Source organism: Leisingera sp. ABM4_101, assembly GCF_056158725.1.
This window is the reverse complement of sequence record NZ_JBSWTV010000002.1, coordinates 1,711,158-1,732,103: the sequence shown is the minus strand read 5'-3', so window position 1 is coordinate 1,732,103 and position 20,946 is coordinate 1,711,158. Positions and strand designations below refer to the sequence as shown.

Genomic DNA, 20,946 nt, shown 5'->3' with positions numbered 1-20,946 from the left:
CAATCTAGGGTGCCCGCATGGCAATCACCACCACCAAATCGGCCTTTTGGAAGGGCTTCCGCGACAGCGCACCGTTCATCTTCATGGCGTCGCCCTTCGGTTTCCTGTTCGGGGTGCTGGCGGCGGAGGCCGGGCTGATCGTGCCCGAAGCCTTTGCGTTTTCGCTGGCGGTCTTTGCCGGAGCGGCGCAGTTCACCGCGCTGCAGCTGATGCAGGAAAATGCGCCGCTGATCATTATCCTGATTTCGGCGCTGGCGGTGAACCTGCGGATGGCGATGTATTCGGCCTCGCTGACACCCTATCTGGGAGACGCGCCGATGTGGCAGCGGGCGATTGCTGCCTATTTCATGGTGGATCAGTCCTATGCGCTGTCGATTGTTCAGTTTGAGAATGAGCCCAAGATGCCTGCAGCGCACCGGATGGCCTATTTCTTTGGCACCAATGGCATTGTTGCGCCAGCCTGGGTAATTGCTACGGCCTTGGGCGCGCTGGTCGGCACCCGGATCCCGGAAAGCTGGGGGGTGGATTTCGTGCTGCCGCTGGCCTTTCTGGCGATGATCGGGCCGATGCTGCGCACACCAGCCCATGTCGCGGCCTGTTTCGTGGCGGTGGCCACCTCGCTGCCCGCCTCCGCCCTGCCCTATAACCTTGGGCTGATCGTGGCGGGCATTGCCGGCATGATGGTCGGCGCCCAGGCCGAGCAGTGGCTGGAACGGCAGAAAGCCAAGACGGAGGCGGCAAAGTGAGCAGCATTCCTGCACCCATTCTGTGGACCGTGATCATCGGGCTGGCTCTGGGCAGCTATGGCTTGCGGTTTGCCTTCATCGGTTTCATGGGCGGCAAGCCGATTGCGCCCTGGCTGATGCGGCATTTGCGCTATACCGCGGTGGCAATCATTCCCGCGCTGGTGGCGCCGCTGGTGGTCTGGCCCGCACCCACGGATGGCGCCCCCAGCCTGATCCACTTCGCGGCCGCAGCGGCAACCTTTGCCGTGGGCTGCCTCACCAAAAACGTGCTCTACGGCCTCGCAGCGGGCGGTGTTTCACTGCTGCTCTTGTACCTTGCGGCCTAAGCACTCGCGGCTGGGTCAAGGGACGCGTAGCGTCCGTGCCATAGGCGCGGCTTGCCCTTGAGGCGGCAGGGAGTGCGGTAAAATGGCCGACGGCCTTGAGGGCAGACCTGCCCCTCAAGGCCTTCTCAGAAAATCACCTGGCCATTTGCAGCATAGCCCGCGCCGGGCAGCTCTCAGGCTGGGAGATTATTCTGCAGTGCTCAGCACGGCATCGCTTTTAGTGATACCCGCCTGCAGGTCGGCACTGTCATTTTCGTAATAGCGTTCGGTCACCACCCCGGGCAGCTGGCCGAACTGGGCCGACAGTTTTTCGGGATAGAAGGTGCGGTCGAGGCTTTCAAAGCCCGGGATCTGCTGCAGGATGCCGATGGTGGCCTGGGCGCAGTAGGCGCCCGGCACGCGTCCGTTGGTGACGGCCAGCTGATAGGCCTTCTGGGCCTGCTCCGGCGTCACCTCAATCCGTTGCACGACAACATGGAAGGTGCTGCGTGCATGGGCGCCGCGGTAAGCTTTCTCCACTGCCGGGGTGATTCCGTAAAGGACATCGTTCCGCTCCGGCACAACGGACGCATAAAACGAGCCAGCGGGATCAAAAATCACCCGTTCGGACGCGTTGATCATCAGCGACGCGTGGCCGCCCCGCCCAGTGCGGTTGTTGATCATCGTATAAAGGGTGAGCGTCGCGGGCCCGGGGTGGCGGTAGGCCACCTTGGCCAGGGTTTCGGCATCCGCGTTGGGCTGCTGCGGCGCCGCGCAACCCGCAAGCGCCAGCATCACCGCGCCGAGGCAGAGCAGATTGCGCATCAGCAGGTTTCCGGACTCAGGTCGCGAACATTGCCAGGAACAGCGCCAGGAAGACCATCGCAATGCAGAAACGGGTCACGAAGGTCATAAAGCTCGAGAACATCTTCTCCTGAACGGTGATGTCCATGGTGCCGTGCTGATGATCAGCCATGTGAGTTATCCCTCAAATTCACGTGCGTTTTTCCGGTGATTACCGGATTTGCCGCCGCCTGTCACCACGTCATTCGGGCGCATCCGGCGGAAATGCCGTCTGAAAACCACAGAAAACTGACAGATGCAGGGCGGCGGCGGCCCGCGCGGCGAATCGTGCGGGCCGCGCGTCCTCAGGCCTTTTCCAGATCCGAGGCAAGACGAAAGCCGATACGGTTGGCAGGCTCCTCCTGGCGCGCTTTCGGCACCGCACGAAGCATCACGTTGAGCTGGCTCACATGCTGCACCAGCTGGGTCCGGGAGCCATCCGGCTCGCTGCCGTAGAAGGTGATGATGTCAGGATCGAAATAACCCATGCCCTCGATCCGGAGCACCCCTGCGTTGCCGCCGGCGAACCCCATCGCCACCTCATGCTCGCTATCGAGCTGCTGCTCGAAGTTCTGGATGTAGAGGATCAGCCGTTCATAGGCCCAGCGCGCCGGGCTTTTGGCGGCATCCGGCTGCTGCAGCTTTTCCGGCACCTTGCGCAGGCCCGCGCAGGCTTCGGGATCGGCGTGGACCTCGTGGACGCAAGGCAGGACGGCGGCTTCTGCTGCCTCGGCGCTGGTTGAAATCTCGTCGCTCATGATGTCTCCCCTCTGGCGGGGTTCGTCACCCCTTGCGCTGATAGAGCCAGGCGCCGTCTTCGCGTTTCCAACGGTCCACCTGGCCGGTGTGGTACAGGTGATTTACATGGGCCACCGATTCCACCAGTGCAAGCCCGTACTCGCCTTCGCCGATTGTGCGCTTGAACAGCGGCGCAAAGCAATCGGCAGCGGTGCGAGGCACGGAAAGGTGATCCATCAGCCGCTCCAGCGCGCCGTGGTGGTTACCGATGAGCTGCTGCATCCTGAGCGGCAGGCGTGAAAACGGCAGCTTGTGGCCGCCCAGCGCCAGGTGATCGGGGCGCGCCAGTTTCGACAGCCGCTCGCAGGCCTCCAGCCATTCGCCCAAGGGGTCGGCCATCGGTTCTGTCGCATAGACGCCGATGTTGGGGCTGATTGTCGAGAGGATCTGATCGCCGGTGATCACCAGATGGTCGTCGCGGCTCCAGAAGGTGGCGTGTTCCGGGGCATGGCCGTTGCCGATGTGCACGTCCCAGTCGCGCTGCCCCATGCGAATCACGTCGCCCTGCTTGATGCGGGTAAAGCCCAGCGGCATCGGATGCACGGTGTCGGCAAAATTGAAGGGCCGGTCGCTGGCGCGTTTTTCGTAAAACGCCTTGTCCATGCCCGCGCTGCGGTAATAGGCCAGCGTTTCCGCCGGCCAGGTCTCCTGCACGTCCAGCGTCAGCATGCGGGCAAACAGCCAGGCGGTGCGGGTGGTGATCAGCTCGGCACCGTGCTGCGACTGGAACCAGCCCACCAGGCCGATGTGGTCCGGATGGTGATGGGTGCCCACCACTCGGGTCACCGGTTTGCCTTTCAAAGGGCCGGACAGCAGGCTTTCCCAGATTGCCCGGCTCTTGCGGGTGTTGAAGCCGGTGTCGATCACCGTCCAGCTATCGCCCTCATCCAATGCATAAATGTTCACGTGATCCAGCTTCATCGGCAGCGGCTGGCGCATCCACAGAACGCCCTCGGCCACCTCAATGGATTCGCCTTGCGCGGGCGGCTCTTCCCAGGGGGTACGCAGGGAAACGTCAGGTACGCTGGTCACCGCTTCAGCCCGCCAGTTCGTCGAGGCTGAGGGCAAAGGTGCCGGCCGCACCGGCCTGTGCATGGGCCAGCAGCGCTGCGTGCTCCGGCAGCATCCGGGTGATGTAGAAGCGCGCAAGCTTTTCGCGCGCACCGCCGGGGTCGGCCATCGCAGCGGCCAGGTGGTAGTGGCCGCCCAGAACCCGGGCAAAGGCGCGCAGGTAGGGAACCGAGCCGGCAAAGCGGTCCTGCAGATCCTCCTGGGCGACCAGCCATTCAGTGGCCTCGCGCAAGCTTTCGCAGGCCTGCCAGACCGATTCGGCCATGTTCAGATGGGTCGCGCGGGCGCGCTCGGCCTGCTCCTCGATCTCGTCGATCAGGGCAAAGGCCATCTCGCCGCCATCCATCATCTTGCGCGCCACCAGGTCCATCGACTGGATGCCATTGGTGCCCTCGTAAATCGCGGTGACCCGCACATCGCGGTAATACTGCGCGGCGCCCGATTCCTCGATGAAGCCCATGCCGCCATGCACCTGCACCCCGGTTTCCGAAACCCGGATGCCGGTGTCGGTGCCAAAGGCCTTGGCAATCGGCGTCAGGAAGGCCGCCCGCGCCGCCCAGCCGGAGTCGCCGGTGGCGGTCTGCATGTCGATGGCGCGGGCACAGGCCAGCAGTATCGCGCGGGCGGCAAAGATGTCCGCCTTCATCTCCATCAGCATCCGGCGCACGTCGGCGTGGTCGGCGATGAAGCCGCTGGCGGTGCGGCCCTGCCTGCGCTCCAGCGCATAGGCCAGCGCGTGCTGATAGGCGCCCTCACCAGCGCCAACGCCCTGCCCGCCCACGCCAAGCCGCGCATTGTTCATCATCGTGAACATTGCCGCCATGCCGCCATGCTCTGCCCCCACCAGCCAGCCGGTGGCGCCATCGTACTGCATGACGCAAGTGGGAGAACCGTGCAGGCCCATTTTGTGTTCCAGGCTCACGACTTTCAGTTCATTCGCCTTGCCCGGATTGCCATCTGCATCCGGCAGGTATTTCGGCACCAGGAACAGCGAGATCCCCTTGGTCCCCGGCACTCCGTCCGGCAGCCGTGCCAGCACCAGGTGGCAGATATTGCCGCAGAAATCATTATCGCCCCAGGAGATGAAGATTTTCTGCCCGGTCACTGCATATGTGCCGTCGCCATTCGGCTCTGCCTTGGAGCTGAGCGCGCCGACATCCGAACCGGCCTGTGGTTCCGTCAGGTTCATGGTGCCGGACCATTCGCCGGAGATCAGCTTGGGCAGATACAGCTCCTTGATCGCATCCGAGGCGTGATGCTCCAGCGCCTCAATCTGGCCCTGGCTCATCAGGGGGGCCAGCTGCAGGGACAGGCAGGCGCCCGCCATCATCTCGTTTACAGCAGTGGCCACGGTCAGCGGCAGACCCATGCCGCCATGCTCTTGCGGTGCGCTCATGCCGATCCAGCCGCCCTCAGCGATGGCTTTGAAGCCGCCGCTGTACCCGGGCGAAGTCCGCAGCACGCCGTTTTCCAGATGGGCCGGCGTCAGGTCGCCATTGCGCTGCAGAGGCGCCAGCACCTCATCGCACATTTTGCCCGCCTCGCTGAGGATGGCACTCACCATATCCGGTGCAGCCTCCGCAAAGCGGTCTGTGGCCGGGATACAGCTGTAGCCAGTGACGTGGTTCAGCAGAAACTCATACTCGGAAACGGGGGCACGGAAGGTCATGGGCGTCCTCTGGCGGTCTTTTAGGGGCGTCCTGGCACGGGCAGTCTTGGCTTCCCGGCGCGGGCCTATTATTGTCTGTGGCTTGACCGATTACCTAATCGGACGCCTGTTTCAATCAACCAAAACGCCGCGTCACCCGGAATGCCCCAGCAGAGCACTGAAATCCTTGCCGCCACCCAAGACGGCATCGCCCGCGCGGCCGCCCTATTGCGGGACGGCAGGCTGGTCTCTTTTCCGACCGAGACGGTTTACGGGCTGGGGGCCGATGCCCGCCAAGGCGCGGCGGTGGCAGCAATCTATGAGGCCAAAGGCCGACCATCCTTCAATCCGCTGATCGCGCATGTGCATTCGGCAGAGGCCGCGCGGCGCTATGTGGAATGGACCGGCATTGCGCAACAGCTGGCGGCGGCGTTCTGGCCAGGGCCGCTGACCCTGGTGTTGCCGCTGCGGGCGGGCCACGGGATCTCGCCGCTGGTGACCGCGGGGCTTGAGACACTGGGCGTGCGGGTGCCTGCACATCCGGCGGGCCAGGCGCTCTTGCAAGCGCTGGACGGCCCGGTGGCGGCGCCCTCGGCCAACCCTTCGGGGAAGATCAGCCCGACGACGGCGGCGCATGTGCAGGCGGGCCTCGGCGGGCGCATCGCCGCGATCCTCGATGATGGCGCCTGCGGTGTCGGGCTGGAATCGACGATCATCGGCCTGGCAGGTCCGAAGCCGGTGCTGCTGCGCCCCGGCGGACTTGCGGCGGAGGAGATCGAGGCTGTTTTAGGCCGCAAGCTGGCGCAGCGCGATGTGCATGACCCGCTGACCGCGCCGGGCCAGCTGCTGTCCCATTATGCCCCCGGCGCAGCGGTGCGGCTGAACGCAACGGCCCCTGAAGCGGGTGAACTCTTTCTGGGCTTCGGCCCGGGGCCCTGCGATCTGAACCTTTCGGAAAACGGCGATCTGGCAGAGGCCGCCGCAAATCTGTTCGGCCATCTCCACCAGCTCGACGCGCATGGCAAGCCGATTGCGGTGGCGCCAATTCCGCCGCAGGGCCTGGGCGAGGCCATCAACGACCGCCTGCGCCGCGCGGCCGCACCGCGTGACGACGCTGGATCGCAGCCTCTCCCGCCCCTTTGAAGCCCGTCAAAGACGGGCCGCAAAGCGTTGGGCGTGGCGCCGCGCGTGCGCGGCGCCGGCCAGCTCCGCAGCCCGGGAAACATCACCGGCGGCGGCATCTGCAGATGCGGCCCTCTGTTGCTTCTTTCTGGTATGAAATACTCCCGCCGGAGGCCCGCCGCGCATCTGCGCGGCGCCACGCCCAACCTTTTTCCGGTCATCTCGGATGACTGGCACAAAGGGCGGGAGAACACGCCCTTTGCCAAACGATGCCCCCCTCAGGACCTCCTCAGGCGTGGCCGGCACTGGCGGACAGCGTCAGCGGGTCAACGCCCAATGTTTTCAGCGACGCTTCCCACTTGCTGTCATCCGCCAGCCCAAAGACCAGTTCCGGGCTGGCATCGGCGGTCAGCCAGCCGTTCATGGTGATCTCCAATTCCAGCTGCCCCGGCCCCCAGCCGGCATAGCCCAAAAGCACCAGCAGCTGCTCCGGCCCCTGCCCCTGGGCAATGTCCTCCAGAATATCCAGCGTGGCCGTCATAGAGAACCCGCCCGGCACCTTCAGCGAGCTCACATCCAATTCGTAGTCCGGAGAATGCAGCACAAAGCCGCGCTGCGTTTCGACCGGACCGCCGAAGCGCACCGGCAGGGCCGCCGCAGCGCTGCCGTCGCCGCCCATATCCAGCTGCTCCAGCAGATCGCCCAGCGCCACCCCGTCGGCCGGCTTGTTGACGATCAGCCCCATCGCACCCTCTTCGCCGTGAGAACACAGGAAAACCACCGAGTGCTCGAACCTTGGGTCGCCGATTCCGGGCATTGCAATCAAGAGCTTGCCAGTCAGATCCATGAAGTACCGTCTTTCTGCTGCCTCCCCCCACCATGACGCCCCCCCGCCCTGCACGCAAGGGGCGCAAGGGCGCAGTCCGGTGAAGCCTCCGGTAAAATTGCCGTAAAGCTGCAGCATCCGGGCGGCCACCGAAAAGAATGACCGGAACGTGACTTGGCAAACCGCCTGGCACGGCGCATCTATCAGGGTATGACACAGATGCTGACCAGACCTGCTGCAGCCTTCGCTGCTGTGATCGCCGCCGCCGTCCCGGCCTACTCCGGCGCTGTTGAAGGCGAGATTGTGAAGATCGACGTGCTGGACGGCGGCATGACCGAAAGCGGCACCTATATCGGGGCGCTGAAGATCACGCTGCAGCCCGGGTGGAAGACCTATTGGCGTGCGCCCGGCGATGCGGGCATCCCGCCCAGCTTTTCCTGGCGCGGAGCGCGAAACGTCGGCGCCTTGTCGATCACCTGGCCGTCGCCAGAGGTTTTCCTGACCTCTGGCTACCGCACCATAGGCTATCATGACCAGCTGGTGCTGCCTGTGGAGGTCACGCCCGAGCAGCCCGGCAAACCTGTGCGCCTGAAGGGGCGGATGCAGCTGGGGGTGTGCAAGGATGTCTGCGTGCCGGCCGAGCTGAAATTCGACCATGAGCTGGACAGCAGCGCAGGCCGCAATCCGGCAATTGCCGCCGCGTTGGCGAGCCGCCCCTGGTCGGCCGCAGAAGCCGGCGTGCGCAAGGCGGCGTGCAGCCTGCGGCCGTCGGAGTACGGGATGACGGTCACCGCGCGGATCTCGATGCCCTCTGCCGGCGGCGAGGAGGTTGCGGTGATCGAACCAGGCAACCCCAAGCTTTATGCCGGTGAAACCACCACCCGGCGCGAGGGCGGGCAGCTGGTGGCAGAGACGGAGTTTCTGCCCGCTGACAGCAGCGCCTATGCTATTGACCGTTCGCGGCTGCGGATCACAGTGCTGGGGGAAAACCGCGCGGTTGATATTCAGGGCTGCAGCGCCGGATGAGCGCAGCTGACGGCCCTGCCCGCCCGGTTCTAGGCACCATTGCCGTGGTCTGCCGCCATTCTGGCGGGCAGGATCATGTGATCCTGGTGCAGCGCGGCAAGGCGCCCAACGCTGGCTGGTGGGGTTTTCCCGGCGGCCATGTGGAGCTGGGCGAGACCGCCCTGCAGGCTGCTGCGCGCGAGTTGCAGGAGGAGACCGGCGTCCTGGCGGAACCGCTGGAATATCTGACCAATGTGGATGTCATTTCGCACGATGCGGCTGGCACAGTGCAGCGCCAGTATCTGCTGACTGTTGTCCTGTGCAGGTATCTGAGCGGTGAGCCCCAGCCGGATGATGATGCCGAACAGGCGGAGTGGGTGCCCGTCACTGAGATCGAGGCCCGCGGGCTGCAGCTGCTGGACCAGGTCGGCGAGGTGGCGCGGCTGGCTCAGGCCCGCTGGCGGGCGCTGAACAGGTAAGCGATCCCGCCCGCTGCATAGGCCAGCAACGCCAGGGTAAAAGCACCTGCGAGGAAAGCCAGCAGCCCCGCCCGCACCGGCTCCATTGACGCCAGCGCGGAAACCTCCCGCAACAGGGGATGAAGCGCACCGGATGCGATGGCCCAGCCCAGCGTCAGCACCAGCCAGCCCAGTTGCGCTAGCGCAGTACCCAGAACCAGCCAGCGCAACCGCCCGGCCCCCTGCTGCAGCGCGCGGCGCAGCGAGGTGAGCGGCCGCGACAGGTCGCGCTGCATTGCCACCAGCGCAGGCACCACCAGCAGCACCAGGAACATGCCAAAGCCCAGCCCATAGACCAGGGTGATCACCGTCGGCTTCAGAAATTGCGCCTGCTGCGAACGCTCAAACAGCAAGGGCGCCAGTCCCAGCACTGTGGTCATAGTGGTCAGCATCACCGGTCGCAGCCGGTCTGCCGCCGCATCGATGATCGAGGGGATCAGGCCGCGGTCCCGGGCGTATTGGTCGATGGTGGTGACCAGCACGATGGAATCATTGATGATAATCCCGGTCATTCCCAGCAGGCCCACCACTGTGAACATCGACAGCGGCACCTCCCATACATAGTGGCCCCAGATGGTGCCGACGAGGCCAAAGGGAATGATCGCCATTACCACCAGCGGCCGGGTCCAGCTGGCAAAGATCCAGGCCAGTACAAGGTAGATACCGGTGAGGCAGAGGATCAGCCCCGTACCCGCTTCCTGCAGGAAGGTCTGCTCCTGCTCCGCCAGACCCGAGAGGCGCCATTCCACCTGCCGCTCGCTGGCAATCTTCGGCAGGATCTCGTTCTGCAAAGCCTTGGTAACCGCTTCTGCACGGGCCGGATCATCCTCGGAAATGTCTCCGGTCACGCTGATCACCCGGATGCCGTTCTCCCGGCGCACGGTGGAAAAACCAGTGCGCTGAGTAACGGAGACGATATCGGCCAGCGGCACGTAGATGCCACTGGGCGCCCGCATCAGGGTGCGTTCCAGGAAATCGGCGGTCAGCTCGCCCTCGGGCAGTTCCACCCGGATCGCAGCACTGCGCGGGCCATCCGGATAGGTCGCGGCTTCAATCCCGTTCAACCGCGCGCGGAGCGCCTGGCCCAGGCTGCCGATGGTGAAGTTCAGCGCCTGCCCCTGCGGGGTGAGATCGAGGATCACCTCCTCCTTGTCATAGGCGAGATTGTCCTCGACCGCCGAGACCTCGGGGAAGCGCAGAAGCGCAGTTTTCAGATCCTCAGAGGCCTCTTTCAGAACCTGCACGCTGGGGCCTGAGATTTGCACGTCCAGCGCGTCGCCGCCCGGCCCCGACCGCCAGCTGCGGAAGGAGACCGTCTCAACCATCGGGTGGCGCACCACACGCTCCTGCAATTCCGCAACAAAGGCAAAACTGGAGTAAGGGCGCAGGTCGGCGTCGATCAGCTCAATTGAGATCCCCCCGAGGAGATCCTTGTCCTTGGCCTCCACCCCGCTCAGGCCGCGGCCGGCATTTCCGCCCACCTCTGCCATCACAAAGTCCAGAGGATTGCGGCCATAGCGTTCCGCGTATTCGGCCCCCAGTTCTTCGGCAGCCCGCTGCATCCCGCGCATCATGGCGAGGGTATCGCTGCGGGTGGCGCCTTCCGCCATGGCGAAATTGCCGGTGACAGAGCCGCGTTCCGGCGCGTTAAAAAAGCGCCATTGCACATCGCCGCGGATGAACAGCGCGGCCTGGCTGGCCAGGATTGCCAGCGCCGCGGCCAGCACCGCGTAGCGAGCGGTGACAATCACGCCCATAAGCGGGCGGAAGGCATGATCCCGCAGCCAGCGGAAGCCACGGTTAACCATCCGGTTCGGCCAGTCGTACCAATGGTGCGCCTGGGCATGGGTCAGGGCATGGGCCAGATGGTTAGGCAGGATCAGGAAACATTCAACCAGCGAGGCCGCCAGCACCGCGATCACCGTAAAGGGAATATCGCGGATCAGCTCGCCGAACCGGCCGCCCACGAGGGTCAGCCCGAAGAAGGCGATGATGGTGGTGAGAGTTGCTGCAAAGACCGGCATTGCCATGCGCCGTGCGGCGTTTTCCGCTGCCTGCATCGGGCTTTCGCCCAGCCGGCGAACCCGGAAATCCGCATGTTCGCCCACCACGATGGCGTCATCCACCACGATACCAAGGGTGATGATCAAACCGAACAGGCTGACCATGTTGATGGTGATCCCCGCGGCATACATCAGCGCCACGGCGGCAAACATCGAAGCAGGAATACCTGCGGCCACCCAGAAGGCGATGCGGGTGTTGAGGAAGAGGAACAACAGGCACAGCACCAGCCCAAGCCCCATCAGCCCATTGTCGACCAGGATATCCAGACGGTCGGTGATCCGCTCTGCCCGGGTGCGGATCAGTTGCGCCGTCACCCCCTGCGGCAGGCTGGCCTGCATCTCTGCCACCACCTCCCGCACCTGATTCTGCAGGCGGATGGCGTTGCCTTGATCCGACCGGTCCACCCGGATCGACATCGCCGGGTTATCCTCCACGAAGTAAGAGCGGTTGCGGTCCACGCCCTCGACCCGGATCTGCGCCACATCGCCGATGGTCAGTACCGACCCGTCCGGATTGGTGCGCAGAACGATGGCCTCCAGCTCGCTGGGCTTGCGCTTTTCGCTGCCCGTGCGCACCCGCGCATTTGCACCGCTTACGTCGCCCGCGGGATCAGCGTCCACTTCTGCCGCGATGGCCTCGGCAATTTCGCGCATGGTGATGTCATGGGTGATCAGCTTGGCGGTCGGCACCTCGACGATGGTCTGCGGCGCGGCCACGCCGCGGATCGTGGTGCGGGTGACCCCGGCCTCGAACAGCCGCACCACCAGTTCATCCGCAAAAAGACCCAGCTGCCCCGGGCCGACCGGCCCGGTGATCACAACATCCGTCACCCGGTCGCGCCAGGCGCCGCGGCGCACCTTGGGCTCCTCCGCCTCCTCCGGCAGGGTGGTGACGCCGTCCACGGCGGCCTGCACATCGTCGGCGGCCTGCCCCATGTCCGTGCCAGGCTCGAATTCCAGCGTCAGCGTTGCCAGCCCTTCGCGGGAGATGGAGGAGGTTTCCTCCACCCCGTCAACAGCCAGCAGCGCGGGCTCCAGCACCTGAACAATAGCGCTGTCCACGTCCTCCGGCCCGGCGCCTTCCCATTCGACCCGGACCGTCACCCGTTCCACGATCACATCCGGAAAGAACTGCGCCCGCATATTGGGCATCGCCGCCGCCCCCAGCACCAGCATGATCAGCAACAGCAGATTGGCCGCTGTGCGGTGGCGGGTGAAATAGCTGAACAGCCCGCGGGCCGGCCGGGGGAGCTTGCGGGCCATGGGCCTTAGCCTCCCATCCGGGATTCGATCCGGGAGACCAGCTGCGCGGGCACTTTCGCCTCAGCCAGCTGCTGCAGCATCCTGGCCTTCATCTCGGAGGGCATCCTGCTGTTGCCTTCAACCAGCGCAACCAGCCGGGCGCGGCGCTCGTCCGTCAGCTCGATCAGCTCCGGCAGCGCCTGCACCTCTGCGCCTTGGCGCAGGGGGCGCACCTTGATGCCCGGCCCCAGCAAAGGCGTCCGCCCGGAGACAACCTCGCGGCCTTCCAGTCCTGAGCCGCGGATCAGCACGTCATCGCCCTGGCGGCGCACAAGCTCCACCGCCAGCGCCTCCAGCCGGTCCTCAGCGTCCAGCACCAGCACCGTGCCGTCCGCGCCCAGCGCCGAGGCCGGAACCCGCGCAACAGCCCGGACCTCTGGCTCTGTCACATGCACGGTGACGAAATCACCGGGCTTGAATCCCGGCGCGGCCTCCAAACTCGCATAGATCAGCCGTCCAGTCTGCCCGTCCCCGGCAGCACCGCTGGCGCGGGAAATCCGGCCCTTCGCGCCAAGACCCGCACCCGCTGCATCCAATGTGACCCGCACAGCCGACCGCAAAAGCTGCCCGCCGCCGTCCAGCAGCCGGGCATATTGTGCGGTGGAGACCCGGAACGCCACTTCCAGCAGGTCAGGGTCCACCAGCTCCGCCAGTTTCTCATTGGCAGAGACCAGCCGTCCCTGCACCAGGCTGACAGACTGAAGCGTGCCGCTGAAGCCTGCGCGGATGGTGGTATCCTCCAGCTCCCGCCGGGCTTCATCCAGCGCGATCTTCGCCCGGGCCACCCGGGTCGCGGCCTGATCGGCGCGGGCTTCTGCCTGGCTGACGGCCTGGCGGCGCGAGATCACCGCCTGGCGGGCCTGCACTGCAGCCAATTCGGCAGTTTCCACAGTGGCAGCGGTGCCGACACCGCGCTCCTGCAAGTCCACCTGCCGCTGGAAGGCACGCGTGCGCAGCTGCGCCTGGTCCTGCGTGGCCTGAAGTTCGTCTTGCGCAAGAATGAGCGCCCGGCCCGCGTCACGTTCTTCGGCGCGGGCATCCATCATGTCCGCCTCGGCCCGGTCCAGCGCCGCCTGGGCATCCGCCGGGTCGACTTGCACAAGCACCTCGCCCGCCCGGACCGCGCCGCCTTCCTCGAAATCTTCAGACAGCTGCACCACCCGGCCGCCTGCGGCAGTGCGCAACTCCAGTGTGCGGCGGCTTTCGACCCGGCCAAAGGCCGTCAGCTCCGGTGCTACCGTCTGCAGGTCCGCGGTCACCACGTTGACCGCAAACACCCGTTCACGCGACGGCGGGGCCTTGCGCTCCGCGTTCAGCTGCGCCTCGATGGCGCCAAAGACCAGCTGGCCCGCATAAAGCAGCAAGGCCGCCGTCAGCGAGGCCAGGAAAAGCCCCATCAAACTCTGACGCAAAAAGCGCATGTCTCTCCCTTCCGGTGGCGGCTGCTGCCAGAACCGCGTGCGGACCGCCAAATCGCGAAGGCCGCGGCGGCGCAACAATCCCGCCCGCCTGGAAATATACGATTTTCCGAACGGGTTTTCGAGGTTACACGCCGCAGACGGTTACTTCCGCCGCAGATGTTCCTCCAATCTGGGCATGATTTCCACGAAATTGCAGGGCCGGTGGCGGTAATCAAGCTGTTTTGACAGGATTTCATCCCAGCCGTCCTTGCAGGCGCCGGGGCTGCCGGGCAGCGCAAACAGATAAGTGCCGCCTGCCACCCCGCCGGTGGCCCGCGACTGCACCGCACTGGTGCCGATCTTCTGCATTGAAACCCAAGTAAACACCGTGCCGAAGGCCTCAATCTCTTTCTCGTAAACGTCCCGGTGCGCCTCGACCGTCACATCGCGCCCCGTCAGCCCGGTGCCGCCGGTGGAGATCACCACATCCACCTTGGGATCGGCGATCCAGACCCGCAGCTGCGCGGCAATCTCTGCCCGTTCATCAGGGATTATCTTGCGGTCAGCCAGGGTATGGCCCGCCTCCCGCAGCCGGTCGACCAGAACCTGGCCGGAGCGATCGTCCTCCATCTTGCGGCTGTCCGAAACCGTCAGCACCGCGATGCGGACCGGGATGAATTCCATGCCTTCGTCGATACGGGACATCTACGCCCTCTCCATGATTGCCAGCCGCAGGGCCAGCCCGGTAAAGATTCCAGCCGAAACCCGGCCCAGCCAGCGCGCGAACACCGGCGAGCCAGTCAGCCGCTGCCCGGCCTGGCCCGCAAAGACGCCGATCAGACCGTTGATGAAAAAGCCGCCCAACGCAAGGATCAGCCCGAATATCAGGAACTGGATCAGCACCGGCCCGGCTTCCGGCTTTACGAACTGCGGCACAAAGGCGAGCACAAAGAGGATCACCTTGGGGTTGGTCAGGTTGACCAGAAGGCCGCTGCGGAAGGCGTTTGCGCCGCGCCGTTCGGGCAGCTCATCCGCCGCCAGCCCGCCGCGCAGGGCGCCCCAGGCGAGGTAGAGCAGATAGGCAACGCCAATCCAGCGGATCACGTCGAACAGCGCAGGTACCGCTGAGACAATGGCGCCCAGGCCCAGACCTGCCAGCGCCACATGCACCATGCTGCCCGCCGAGATCCCGGCGCTGGCCGCGACTGCTGCTGTGCGCCCCGAGCGCAGCCCCTGGCCCAGGCAGAACATCATGTCCGCACCCGGCGTCAGGTTCAGCGCCAGCGCCGCCGGAATGAAAGCCAGCAATGTCACCGTGTCGATCATGGTGTCACCTCAAACCAGTTCACCGCGGGGCCGAGATTGGCCACTTGGGTTTGCCCTAAATGGCCGCGGAAGCCCCAGCAATCATGCACATGGCCGCACAGCAGCAGTTGCGGCTGCACCCTCTCTGCTGCCGCCCGCACCGCAGCCGACCCCACAGACAGCCCGCCGGAGGTCACATCCCCGAAACCCTTGGGCGGTGAATGGGAGATCAGCACATCCGCATGATCACATGCCGCGAGCATCGCCGCCGCCTGCACTTCGCTCAGGTCGCAGGACCAGCCGCCAAAGGGCGTTTCCGGCACACCGTAGCCCAGACCGAACAGGCGCAGGCCTTCAAAATCCAGGCCCTCGCCATGCAGCACCGTGGTATCCGCAAACCCTGCCGCGCGCAGCTCATCGGCGCTTTCGCCGTTGCCCGGCACCGCCACCATTGGTGCCTGCAACCCCGCAAGCATGGCAACGGCGCTGTCCAGCCCCATCCGCATATTGCAGAAGTCACCGGCCCCGATCACCAGATCCGCGCCCGCGCTGGCCGCCACGATGTCCGCGGCGTGGGACGCTGAAAGATGCAGATCGGAGAATGCCAGGATTTTCATAGGCTGCCTCAGGTCAAGCTCCCGAGCCGCGCCTTCAGCTCCAGAAGGTCACCCCAGGCCAGCCGCTTTTGCGCGGGCTGGCGCAGTAAAAAAGCCGGGTGGAACATCGGAATGACCGGCTTGCCCCAGGCCTGATCCCACTGCCCGCGCAGCCTGGTGATGCCGCGCTTGCCCAGAACCGCCTGGCAGCTGATATTGCCCATCAGCACCAGGATGTCCGGTTCCGCCAAGGCCACATGCCGCTCCAGGAAGGGCGTCAGCATGGCAATTTCGGCAGGCAGCGGGTCGCGGTTCTGCGGCGGCCGCCAAGGCAGCACATTGGTGATATAGACGTTTTCCGCGCGGCTGAGGCCGATCGCCTCCAGCATCTTGTCCAAAAGCTGCCCGGCGCGGCCCACAAACGGTTTGCCCTGCAGATCCTCGTCGCGGCCCGGTGCTTCACCGATGATCATCACCCGCGCGCCCGGCTGCCCGTCCGAGAACACCAGATTGCGGGCGCCGCGTTTCAGGTCGCAGTGGCTGAAACCCTCCATCGCATCGCGCAAGGATGGCAGCGAACCCGCGCCTTTGGCAGCCTTTTTGGCAACGTCAACGGGATCCACTTCCTTGGGTTTGGGCGGCGGCGCAGGTGCCGCGCCCGGTTTCGGCTTGGGGGCCGCCTGCTCCAGCGCATAGCGGTCGACTGGCGCGTCGCACAGCGCTTCGGTGGCGCCCAGCTCAACCTGCCACTCCAACAGCGCCTTGGCGCTCCAGTAATCCAATGCCGATTCCATGCGCCCAAGCTACCCCGCCTGCCAGACAAGCGGAACACCTCCCCTTTCATCTTGCTGCAAATACTCAAATTCCCCGGCCTGCGGCGCAGCCGGCCGTTGCCCGCCCTGCACACCCCGCCTATAAGAACCCGCAAATCAAGCGGAGCCGCCCCATATGTCCTTCGAACACCGCCACCTGCTTGGCATCGAACCGCTGAAGCCGCATGAGATCACCGCGATCCTCGATCTGGCCGACGAGTATGTGGCGCTGAACCGCCGTCCCGAGAAGCACTCCGACGTGCTAGCGGGCCTCACCCAGATCAACATGTTCTTTGAGAACTCCACCCGAACCCAGGCCTCGTTTGAGCTCGCAGGCAAGCGGCTGGGCGCCGATGTGATGAACATGGCGATGCAGGCCTCTTCGATCAAAAAGGGGGAGACCCTGATCGACACCGCGATGACGCTGAACGCGATGCACCCTGACCTGCTGGTGGTGCGCCACCCCCATTCCGGCGCTGTGGACCTCTTGGCGCAAAAGGTGAACTGTGCAGTGCTGAATGCGGGTGACGGCAAGCATGAACACCCGACCCAGGCGCTGCTGGATGCGCTAACCATCCGCCGCTCAAAGGGCCGTCTGCACCGGCTGAACATCGCGATCTGCGGCGACATTGCGCATTCCCGCGTGGCGCGCTCCAACCTGATCCTCCTGGGCAAGATGGAAAACCGCATTCGCCTGATCGGCCCGCCGACCCTGGTGCCCAGCCAGTTCGCCGAATTCGGCGCCGAGATCTATGACGACATGCGCGAAGGCCTGAAGGACGTGGACGTCGTCATGATGCTGCGCCTCCAGAAAGAACGGATGGACGGCGGCTTCATCCCGTCGGAGCGCGAATATTACCACCGTTACGGGCTTGACGCCGACAAGCTGGCGCAGGCCAAGCCCGACGCGATTGTCATGCACCCCGGCCCCATGAACCGCGGGGTCGAGATCGACGGGACGCTTGCCGACGACATCAACCGCTCGGTCATTCAGGAGCAGGTCGAGATGGGTGTCGCGGTGCGCATGGCGGCGATGGACCTTTTGGCCCGCAACCTGCGCGCCGAACGCCAAGCCCCCAATCAAAGCCGGGCAGGCTGAGCCGCTTGCAGGGTGTCATCCATATCCCGGCGGGCGAGCGCGGCGTGATCCGGCTGTTTGCCCTCGACATGCGGCCCGAGCAGGCGGCGTTCCTGAAAGAGCCCGGCGCGCTGGCGCAGGTTTTGGGCATTGAAGCGCTGGACATGGATCAGGTGGAGATCTTTCCGGTCTCAGACCTGGAAGACATCGGCCTGACCGGCTACTTGACCGAGGGCTGCGGAGTGCCGCGGGCTCAGGTCGAAGACGACCGCGAGATGCTGCAGGCGATGGAAGGCCACGTCCTGCTGATCCGCTCCCGCGCCTTCGGCGGCAAGGAGGCCCGGCTGACCCCCGCAGAGCAGATCGTGCTCAAGGGCACCTATGGCGAGCGGCAGACCAATTGGAGCGCCGCGCCTGCCGCCGCCGAAAGCGCCAAACCCCACTCCGCACCCAAGCTCTCTCCACGCGAGGCCCGCAGCCAGGCCCGCCGCATTGGGGCTGCGCTGTTCGCCATTGTCATGACGCTGATTGCGCTGGCTGTCTGGGGGCTGGTGTTCTGATGGCAGAAACGGAATTCAAGCCTGACCGCGGCGCCTATGTACGGGCTCATGCCTGGATGGCCGCGATTGGCATGGGCGGCGCGATGGCCGTGCTGTGGTTTCTTGACAGCCCCCACGTCTGGACCGGTGCCGTGGGCGGGCTCGCTGCCATCGCCTTGCGCGGCTGGTACATGGCCAGCGAGGAGCTGGCGGTGGTCTGGACCCTGACCCGGGAAAGCCTTTCAGGCCCGGCCGGACGTTCGGTTCCGGTCACGCAAATTGAAGCTGTCAAAACCATGGGCAGCTACGTGCAGGTCATCACCAAAAGCGGCGACAAGCATCTGATCAAATACCAGGCCGACCCGGCCGCGACCCTCAACGCAATTGAAAGAGCCAAGGCATGACCACTCTGTTCACCAATGCCCGCCTGATCGACCCCGAGGCAGGCACAGACACGCCCGGTGCGGTTCTGGTCCGCAACGGGCGGATTGCGGCGGTTGAGAAAGGCGCAGCCGGTCCTGAGCAGCTGCTGGCCGCGCACAGCATCCGGCCGGAGGACGCCACCGTTCAGGACTGCGGCGGCAAATGCCTGGCGCCGGGAATTGTCGACATCGGCGTCAAGGTCTGCGAGCCCGGCGAGCGGCACAAGGAAAGCTATAAATCCGCAGGCCTTGCGGCAGCGGCCGGCGGGGTCACCACCATTGTCACCCGCCCCGACACCGCGCCTGCGATCGACAGCCCGGAGACGCTGGAATTCGTCACCCGTCGCGCCCAGGCCGACACGCCGGTAAACGTGCTGCCGATGGCGGCGCTGACCAAGGGCCGCGAGGGCCGGGAGATGACCGAGATCGGCTTCCTGATGGATGCCGGTGCGGTGGCCTTTTCCGACTGCGACCACGTGGTTGCCAACACCAAGGTGTTCCAGCGCGCGCTGACCTATGCGCGCTCCTGCGATGCCTTGGTTATCGCCCACCCGCAGGAGCCGGTGCTGAGCAAGGGCGCGGCAGCCACCAGCGGCAAGTTCGCTGCACTCTATGGCTTGCCCGCAGTTTCACCGATGGCAGAACGGATGGGGCTGGACCGCGATATTGCCCTGCTGGAAATGACGGGTGCCAAATACCATGCCGACCAGATCACCACAGCGCGCGCCCTGCCCGCGCTGGAGCGCGCCAAGGCCAACGGGATCGACATCACCGCGGGCACCTCGATCCACCACCTGACGCTGAATGAGCTGGACGTCGCGGGCTACCGCAGCTTCTTCAAGGTGAAGCCGCCGTTGCGCTCGGAAGACGACCGGCTGGCGGTGGTTGAGGCAGTGCGGACCGGGCTGATCGACATTATCAGTTCGATGCACACGCCGCAGGACGAGGAAAGCAAGCGGCTGCCGTTTGAGGAAGCCGCCGCCGGCGCGGTGGCGCTGGAAACGCTGCTGCCCGCCGCGCTGCGCCTTTACCACGCTGAACTCTTGGACCTGCCAACCCTGTTCCGCGCCATGTCGCTGAACCCGGCGAAACGCCTGGGACTGGAAAGCGGCCGCCTGGCCGCGGGTGCACCAGCCGACCTGGTCCTGTTCGACGCAGACGTGCCTTTTGTACTGGACCGTTTCAAGCTGCGTTCGAAATCGCAGAACACCCCCTATGACGGCCAGCGCATGCAGGGCCGGGTCGAGGCCACTTATGTGGCAGGCGAGCCTGTCTACCGGAGGGACTGATGCCAGTAATTGAAAGCTCTGCCGCGGTGCTGATCTTGTGGGCGGTGATCGGGTATGGCCTGGGGTCCGTGCCCTTTGGCATGGTGGTCACCAAGGCTTTTGGGCTGGGCAATCTGCGCGAGATCGGCTCCGGCAATATCGGCACCACCAACGTTCTGCGCACCGGCAGCAAGGCCGCCGCGGCACTGACGCTCTTCCTGGATGGCGGCAAGGGCGCGGCGGCAGTGCTGCTGGCTCGCTTCCTGGCCGGCGAGGATGCAGCGCAGGCGGCCGGCCTCATGTCCTTTCTCGGCCATTGCTTCCCGGTCTGGCTGGGCTTCAAGGGCGGCAAGGGCGTCGCCACCTTCCTGGGCCTGATGCTGGCGCTGGCATGGCCGGTGGGCATTGCCTGCTGCCTGACCTGGCTGGCGGCCGCCGCCGTGACCCGCATCTCGTCAATGGGGGCGCTGGTCTCAGCCGCCTCAGGCACGGTCTGGGCCTTTGTGCTGGGTTATCAGCCAGTGGCCTTGCTGGCCTTACTGCTGGCCACGGTGGTCTTCATCCGCCACTCGGCCAATATCGCCCGCCTGCGCGCAGGCACCGAACCGCGGATCGGCCAGAAGTGAACCAAGAGGCAGGCAAAGGCGGGCTGGACGCGTTTCTGACCGCCTTTGATGCGCTGCCGATGGGCGGTTTCACCGGCATTGCGGACGGGCGCAAATACACCGTCACCCGCGAGGACCTGGCCAGCGGCAAAGCCCAAAAGCTGGTAGCCCGCGAACTGGGCGGTACGGATTACATCAGCCTCAACCTCTACCGGCTGGGATCCGGCGCGTTGCTGAAGCCCTGCGAAATGTCCGAAGAAAAAGTCGCCCGATTTGTGCTGACGCTGGAGGTTACGGGATAAGCCGCTCCAACGCGCGGCCATTGGCCCAGGTGCCATGCAGCTCGCCGCTGGGCATCCGCACATAGACCACCGGATAGGTTTGGCCCCAATCGACCCAGACCACATCGCCATTGCGCGTTCCGCTGCCAGAGAGGCTCTGCCCGGCAATGCTCCATTCCATCTGGACGCTGGTGCCGCTCTCCTGGATCTGCACGGTACCAGTATAGCTGCTGCCATCGGGGTTGCGCCCTTCGGCCCGATAGACGCCGCTGACGCTTTGGGCGAAGGCCGGGGCGGCCAGGAAGGCCAGAACCGTCAGCCCGCTCAGGATTGCCCGGCGGCCAAGTCTTGCACGTGTCATCCTCAACTCCATGTTGCCTGCGGCCACTTTGG

At 65.3% G+C, this 20,946-nt stretch carries 24 protein-coding genes; 11 read left to right on the top strand and 13 right to left on the bottom strand.

The window, feature by feature from the left end; genetic code table 11:
• Positions 1 to 17: 17 nt before the first annotated feature.
• Together ACXAEK_RS09535 and ACXAEK_RS09530 are read left to right on the top strand one after the other, a co-directional pair.
• On the top strand, positions 18 to 746 hold the full coding sequence (locus ACXAEK_RS09535) for an AzlC family ABC transporter permease (RefSeq protein ID WP_475041471.1): 729 nt from the start codon (positions 18 to 20) through the stop codon (positions 744 to 746).
• Positions 743 to 1,072 (top strand): AzlD domain-containing protein, encoded by a 330-nt coding sequence (locus ACXAEK_RS09530; RefSeq protein ID WP_475041470.1) that lies wholly within the window; start codon positions 743 to 745, stop codon positions 1,070 to 1,072. Before ACXAEK_RS09535 ends, ACXAEK_RS09530 begins: the two co-directional genes overlap by 4 nt.
• Before the next feature lie 186 nt (positions 1,073 to 1,258).
• On the opposite strand, the gene ACXAEK_RS09525 is transcribed toward ACXAEK_RS09530, so the two are convergent.
• From ACXAEK_RS09525 to ACXAEK_RS09505, 5 genes are all read right to left on the bottom strand, one after another.
• A complete protein-coding gene (locus ACXAEK_RS09525; protein WP_475041468.1) occupies positions 1,259 to 1,876 on the bottom strand; it encodes a hypothetical protein in 618 nt (205 codons plus the stop codon).
• Positions 1,877 to 1,892: 16 nt separating this feature from the next.
• Positions 1,893 to 2,027: an aa3-type cytochrome c oxidase subunit IV gene (locus ACXAEK_RS09520; RefSeq protein WP_039181692.1), complete on the bottom strand. Its 135-nt coding sequence runs from the start codon at positions 2,025 to 2,027 to the stop codon at positions 1,893 to 1,895.
• 172 nt (positions 2,028 to 2,199) lie between these two features.
• The gene (locus ACXAEK_RS09515; RefSeq protein WP_475041467.1) at positions 2,200 to 2,652 is read right to left on the bottom strand and encodes a DUF6173 family protein; all 453 of its coding nucleotides are present in this window, start codon (positions 2,650 to 2,652) and stop codon (positions 2,200 to 2,202) included.
• A 25-nt stretch (positions 2,653 to 2,677) separates the two neighbouring features.
• Positions 2,678 to 3,724, bottom strand: a complete 1,047-nt coding sequence (locus tag ACXAEK_RS09510; RefSeq protein ID WP_475041466.1) for an MBL fold metallo-hydrolase — start codon at positions 3,722 to 3,724, stop codon at positions 2,678 to 2,680.
• Between the two features lie 4 nt (positions 3,725 to 3,728).
• Positions 3,729 to 5,432, bottom strand: coding sequence for an acyl-CoA dehydrogenase (locus ACXAEK_RS09505; protein WP_475041465.1), 1,704 nt, complete (start codon positions 5,430 to 5,432; stop codon positions 3,729 to 3,731).
• Between the two features lie 141 nt (positions 5,433 to 5,573).
• Between ACXAEK_RS09505 and ACXAEK_RS09500 the strand changes: the two genes are divergently transcribed.
• Complete coding sequence (locus tag ACXAEK_RS09500; protein WP_475041463.1) at positions 5,574 to 6,554, top strand: L-threonylcarbamoyladenylate synthase; 981 nt, start codon at positions 5,574 to 5,576, stop codon at positions 6,552 to 6,554.
• A gap of 268 nt (positions 6,555 to 6,822) precedes the next feature.
• Here the strand turns inward: ACXAEK_RS09500 and ACXAEK_RS09495 are convergent, their stop codons facing one another.
• Positions 6,823 to 7,380 (bottom strand): YqgE/AlgH family protein, encoded by a 558-nt coding sequence (locus tag ACXAEK_RS09495; protein WP_475041461.1) that lies wholly within the window; start codon positions 7,378 to 7,380, stop codon positions 6,823 to 6,825.
• 189 nt (positions 7,381 to 7,569) lie between these two features.
• Here ACXAEK_RS09495 and ACXAEK_RS09490 point away from each other — a divergent pair, with 189 nt between their 5' ends.
• A complete protein-coding gene (locus ACXAEK_RS09490) occupies positions 7,570 to 8,385 on the top strand; it encodes a protein-disulfide reductase DsbD domain-containing protein (RefSeq protein ID WP_475045233.1) in 816 nt (271 codons plus the stop codon).
• Complete coding sequence (locus ACXAEK_RS09485; protein ID WP_475041459.1) at positions 8,382 to 8,843, top strand: NUDIX hydrolase; 462 nt, start codon at positions 8,382 to 8,384, stop codon at positions 8,841 to 8,843. Before ACXAEK_RS09490 ends, ACXAEK_RS09485 begins: the two co-directional genes overlap by 4 nt.
• On the opposite strand, the gene ACXAEK_RS09480 is transcribed toward ACXAEK_RS09485, so the two are convergent.
• From ACXAEK_RS09480 to ACXAEK_RS09455, 6 genes are all read right to left on the bottom strand, one after another.
• Complete coding sequence (locus tag ACXAEK_RS09480) at positions 8,813 to 12,208, bottom strand: efflux RND transporter permease subunit (RefSeq protein ID WP_475041457.1); 3,396 nt, start codon at positions 12,206 to 12,208, stop codon at positions 8,813 to 8,815. The genes ACXAEK_RS09485 and ACXAEK_RS09480 overlap by 31 nt on opposite strands.
• A gap of 5 nt (positions 12,209 to 12,213) precedes the next feature.
• Positions 12,214 to 13,668 (bottom strand): efflux RND transporter periplasmic adaptor subunit, encoded by a 1,455-nt coding sequence (locus ACXAEK_RS09475; protein ID WP_475041455.1) that lies wholly within the window; start codon positions 13,666 to 13,668, stop codon positions 12,214 to 12,216.
• 141 nt (positions 13,669 to 13,809) lie between these two features.
• Positions 13,810 to 14,352 (bottom strand): molybdenum cofactor biosynthesis protein B, encoded by a 543-nt coding sequence (gene moaB / locus ACXAEK_RS09470; protein WP_475041453.1) that lies wholly within the window; start codon positions 14,350 to 14,352, stop codon positions 13,810 to 13,812.
• Entirely contained in the window at positions 14,353 to 14,973 is a 621-nt protein-coding gene (locus ACXAEK_RS09465) for a LysE family translocator (RefSeq protein WP_475041451.1), read from the bottom strand.
• Positions 14,970 to 15,569, bottom strand: a complete 600-nt coding sequence (locus tag ACXAEK_RS09460) for a metallophosphoesterase family protein (RefSeq protein ID WP_475041450.1) — start codon at positions 15,567 to 15,569, stop codon at positions 14,970 to 14,972. The genes ACXAEK_RS09465 and ACXAEK_RS09460 overlap by 4 nt, the downstream gene beginning before the upstream one ends.
• 8 nt (positions 15,570 to 15,577) lie before the next feature.
• Complete coding sequence (locus ACXAEK_RS09455; protein WP_475041448.1) at positions 15,578 to 16,342, bottom strand: uracil-DNA glycosylase; 765 nt, start codon at positions 16,340 to 16,342, stop codon at positions 15,578 to 15,580.
• A 154-nt stretch (positions 16,343 to 16,496) separates the two neighbouring features.
• Between ACXAEK_RS09455 and ACXAEK_RS09450 the strand changes: the two genes are divergently transcribed.
• Genes ACXAEK_RS09450 through ACXAEK_RS09425 form a run of 6 tightly spaced genes read left to right on the top strand, consistent with a single transcriptional unit; the run spans position 16,497 to position 20,574 of the window.
• On the top strand, positions 16,497 to 17,459 hold the full coding sequence (locus tag ACXAEK_RS09450; protein WP_475041446.1) for an aspartate carbamoyltransferase catalytic subunit: 963 nt from the start codon (positions 16,497 to 16,499) through the stop codon (positions 17,457 to 17,459).
• Between the two features lie 5 nt (positions 17,460 to 17,464).
• On the top strand, positions 17,465 to 17,998 hold the full coding sequence (locus tag ACXAEK_RS09445; protein ID WP_475041445.1) for a hypothetical protein: 534 nt from the start codon (positions 17,465 to 17,467) through the stop codon (positions 17,996 to 17,998).
• Positions 17,998 to 18,381: a hypothetical protein gene (locus ACXAEK_RS09440; protein WP_475041443.1), complete on the top strand. Its 384-nt coding sequence runs from the start codon at positions 17,998 to 18,000 to the stop codon at positions 18,379 to 18,381. The genes ACXAEK_RS09445 and ACXAEK_RS09440 overlap by 1 nt, the downstream gene beginning before the upstream one ends.
• Positions 18,378 to 19,688 (top strand): dihydroorotase, encoded by a 1,311-nt coding sequence (gene pyrC, locus ACXAEK_RS09435; protein ID WP_475041442.1) that lies wholly within the window; start codon positions 18,378 to 18,380, stop codon positions 19,686 to 19,688. The genes ACXAEK_RS09440 and pyrC overlap by 4 nt, the downstream gene beginning before the upstream one ends.
• Positions 19,688 to 20,293, top strand: coding sequence for a glycerol-3-phosphate 1-O-acyltransferase PlsY (plsY, locus tag ACXAEK_RS09430; RefSeq protein ID WP_475041440.1), 606 nt, complete (start codon positions 19,688 to 19,690; stop codon positions 20,291 to 20,293). The genes pyrC and plsY overlap by 1 nt, the downstream gene beginning before the upstream one ends.
• A 59-nt stretch (positions 20,294 to 20,352) precedes the next feature.
• Positions 20,353 to 20,574: a hypothetical protein gene (locus ACXAEK_RS09425; protein WP_475045231.1), complete on the top strand. Its 222-nt coding sequence runs from the start codon at positions 20,353 to 20,355 to the stop codon at positions 20,572 to 20,574.
• Here the strand turns inward: ACXAEK_RS09425 and lfb1 are convergent.
• Complete coding sequence (lfb1, locus tag ACXAEK_RS09420; protein WP_475041438.1) at positions 20,564 to 20,914, bottom strand: LIC10280 family protein; 351 nt, start codon at positions 20,912 to 20,914, stop codon at positions 20,564 to 20,566. The two genes, ACXAEK_RS09425 and lfb1, sit on opposite strands and share 11 nt — an antisense overlap.
• Positions 20,915 to 20,946 lie beyond the last annotated feature (32 nt).

What these genes read in the sequence shown, in the direction of transcription:
- ACXAEK_RS09505 (WP_475041465.1), bottom strand. Translation starts at nt 5,432, where the DNA reads ATGACCTTCCGTGCCCCCGTTTCCGAGTATGAGTTTCTGCTGAACCAC.
- moaB (WP_475041453.1), bottom strand. Translation starts at nt 14,352, where the DNA reads ATGTCCCGTATCGACGAAGGCATGGAATTCATCCCGGTCCGCATCGCG.
- ACXAEK_RS09525 (WP_475041468.1), bottom strand. Translation starts at nt 1,876, where the DNA reads ATGCGCAATCTGCTCTGCCTCGGCGCGGTGATGCTGGCGCTTGCGGGT.
- ACXAEK_RS09475 (WP_475041455.1), bottom strand. Translation starts at nt 13,668, where the DNA reads ATGCGCTTTTTGCGTCAGAGTTTGATGGGGCTTTTCCTGGCCTCGCTG.
- ACXAEK_RS09465 (WP_475041451.1), bottom strand. Translation starts at nt 14,973, where the DNA reads ATGATCGACACGGTGACATTGCTGGCTTTCATTCCGGCGGCGCTGGCG.
- ACXAEK_RS09440 (WP_475041443.1), top strand. Translation starts at nt 17,998, where the DNA reads ATGGCAGAAACGGAATTCAAGCCTGACCGCGGCGCCTATGTACGGGCT.
- ACXAEK_RS09490 (WP_475045233.1), top strand. Translation starts at nt 7,570, where the DNA reads ATGACACAGATGCTGACCAGACCTGCTGCAGCCTTCGCTGCTGTGATC.
- ACXAEK_RS09520 (WP_039181692.1), bottom strand. Translation starts at nt 2,027, where the DNA reads ATGGCTGATCATCAGCACGGCACCATGGACATCACCGTTCAGGAGAAG.
- lfb1 (WP_475041438.1), bottom strand. Translation starts at nt 20,914, where the DNA reads ATGACACGTGCAAGACTTGGCCGCCGGGCAATCCTGAGCGGGCTGACG.
- ACXAEK_RS09460 (WP_475041450.1), bottom strand. Translation starts at nt 15,569, where the DNA reads ATGAAAATCCTGGCATTCTCCGATCTGCATCTTTCAGCGTCCCACGCC.
- ACXAEK_RS09495 (WP_475041461.1), bottom strand. Translation starts at nt 7,380, where the DNA reads ATGGATCTGACTGGCAAGCTCTTGATTGCAATGCCCGGAATCGGCGAC.
- pyrC (WP_475041442.1), top strand. Translation starts at nt 18,378, where the DNA reads ATGACCACTCTGTTCACCAATGCCCGCCTGATCGACCCCGAGGCAGGC.
- ACXAEK_RS09425 (WP_475045231.1), top strand. Translation starts at nt 20,353, where the DNA reads ATGGGCGGTTTCACCGGCATTGCGGACGGGCGCAAATACACCGTCACC.
- ACXAEK_RS09515 (WP_475041467.1), bottom strand. Translation starts at nt 2,652, where the DNA reads ATGAGCGACGAGATTTCAACCAGCGCCGAGGCAGCAGAAGCCGCCGTC.
- ACXAEK_RS09485 (WP_475041459.1), top strand. Translation starts at nt 8,382, where the DNA reads ATGAGCGCAGCTGACGGCCCTGCCCGCCCGGTTCTAGGCACCATTGCC.
- ACXAEK_RS09450 (WP_475041446.1), top strand. Translation starts at nt 16,497, where the DNA reads ATGTCCTTCGAACACCGCCACCTGCTTGGCATCGAACCGCTGAAGCCG.
- plsY (WP_475041440.1), top strand. Translation starts at nt 19,688, where the DNA reads ATGCCAGTAATTGAAAGCTCTGCCGCGGTGCTGATCTTGTGGGCGGTG.
- ACXAEK_RS09480 (WP_475041457.1), bottom strand. Translation starts at nt 12,208, where the DNA reads ATGGCCCGCAAGCTCCCCCGGCCGGCCCGCGGGCTGTTCAGCTATTTC.
- ACXAEK_RS09500 (WP_475041463.1), top strand. Translation starts at nt 5,574, where the DNA reads ATGCCCCAGCAGAGCACTGAAATCCTTGCCGCCACCCAAGACGGCATC.
- ACXAEK_RS09535 (WP_475041471.1), top strand. Translation starts at nt 18, where the DNA reads ATGGCAATCACCACCACCAAATCGGCCTTTTGGAAGGGCTTCCGCGAC.
- ACXAEK_RS09455 (WP_475041448.1), bottom strand. Translation starts at nt 16,342, where the DNA reads ATGGAATCGGCATTGGATTACTGGAGCGCCAAGGCGCTGTTGGAGTGG.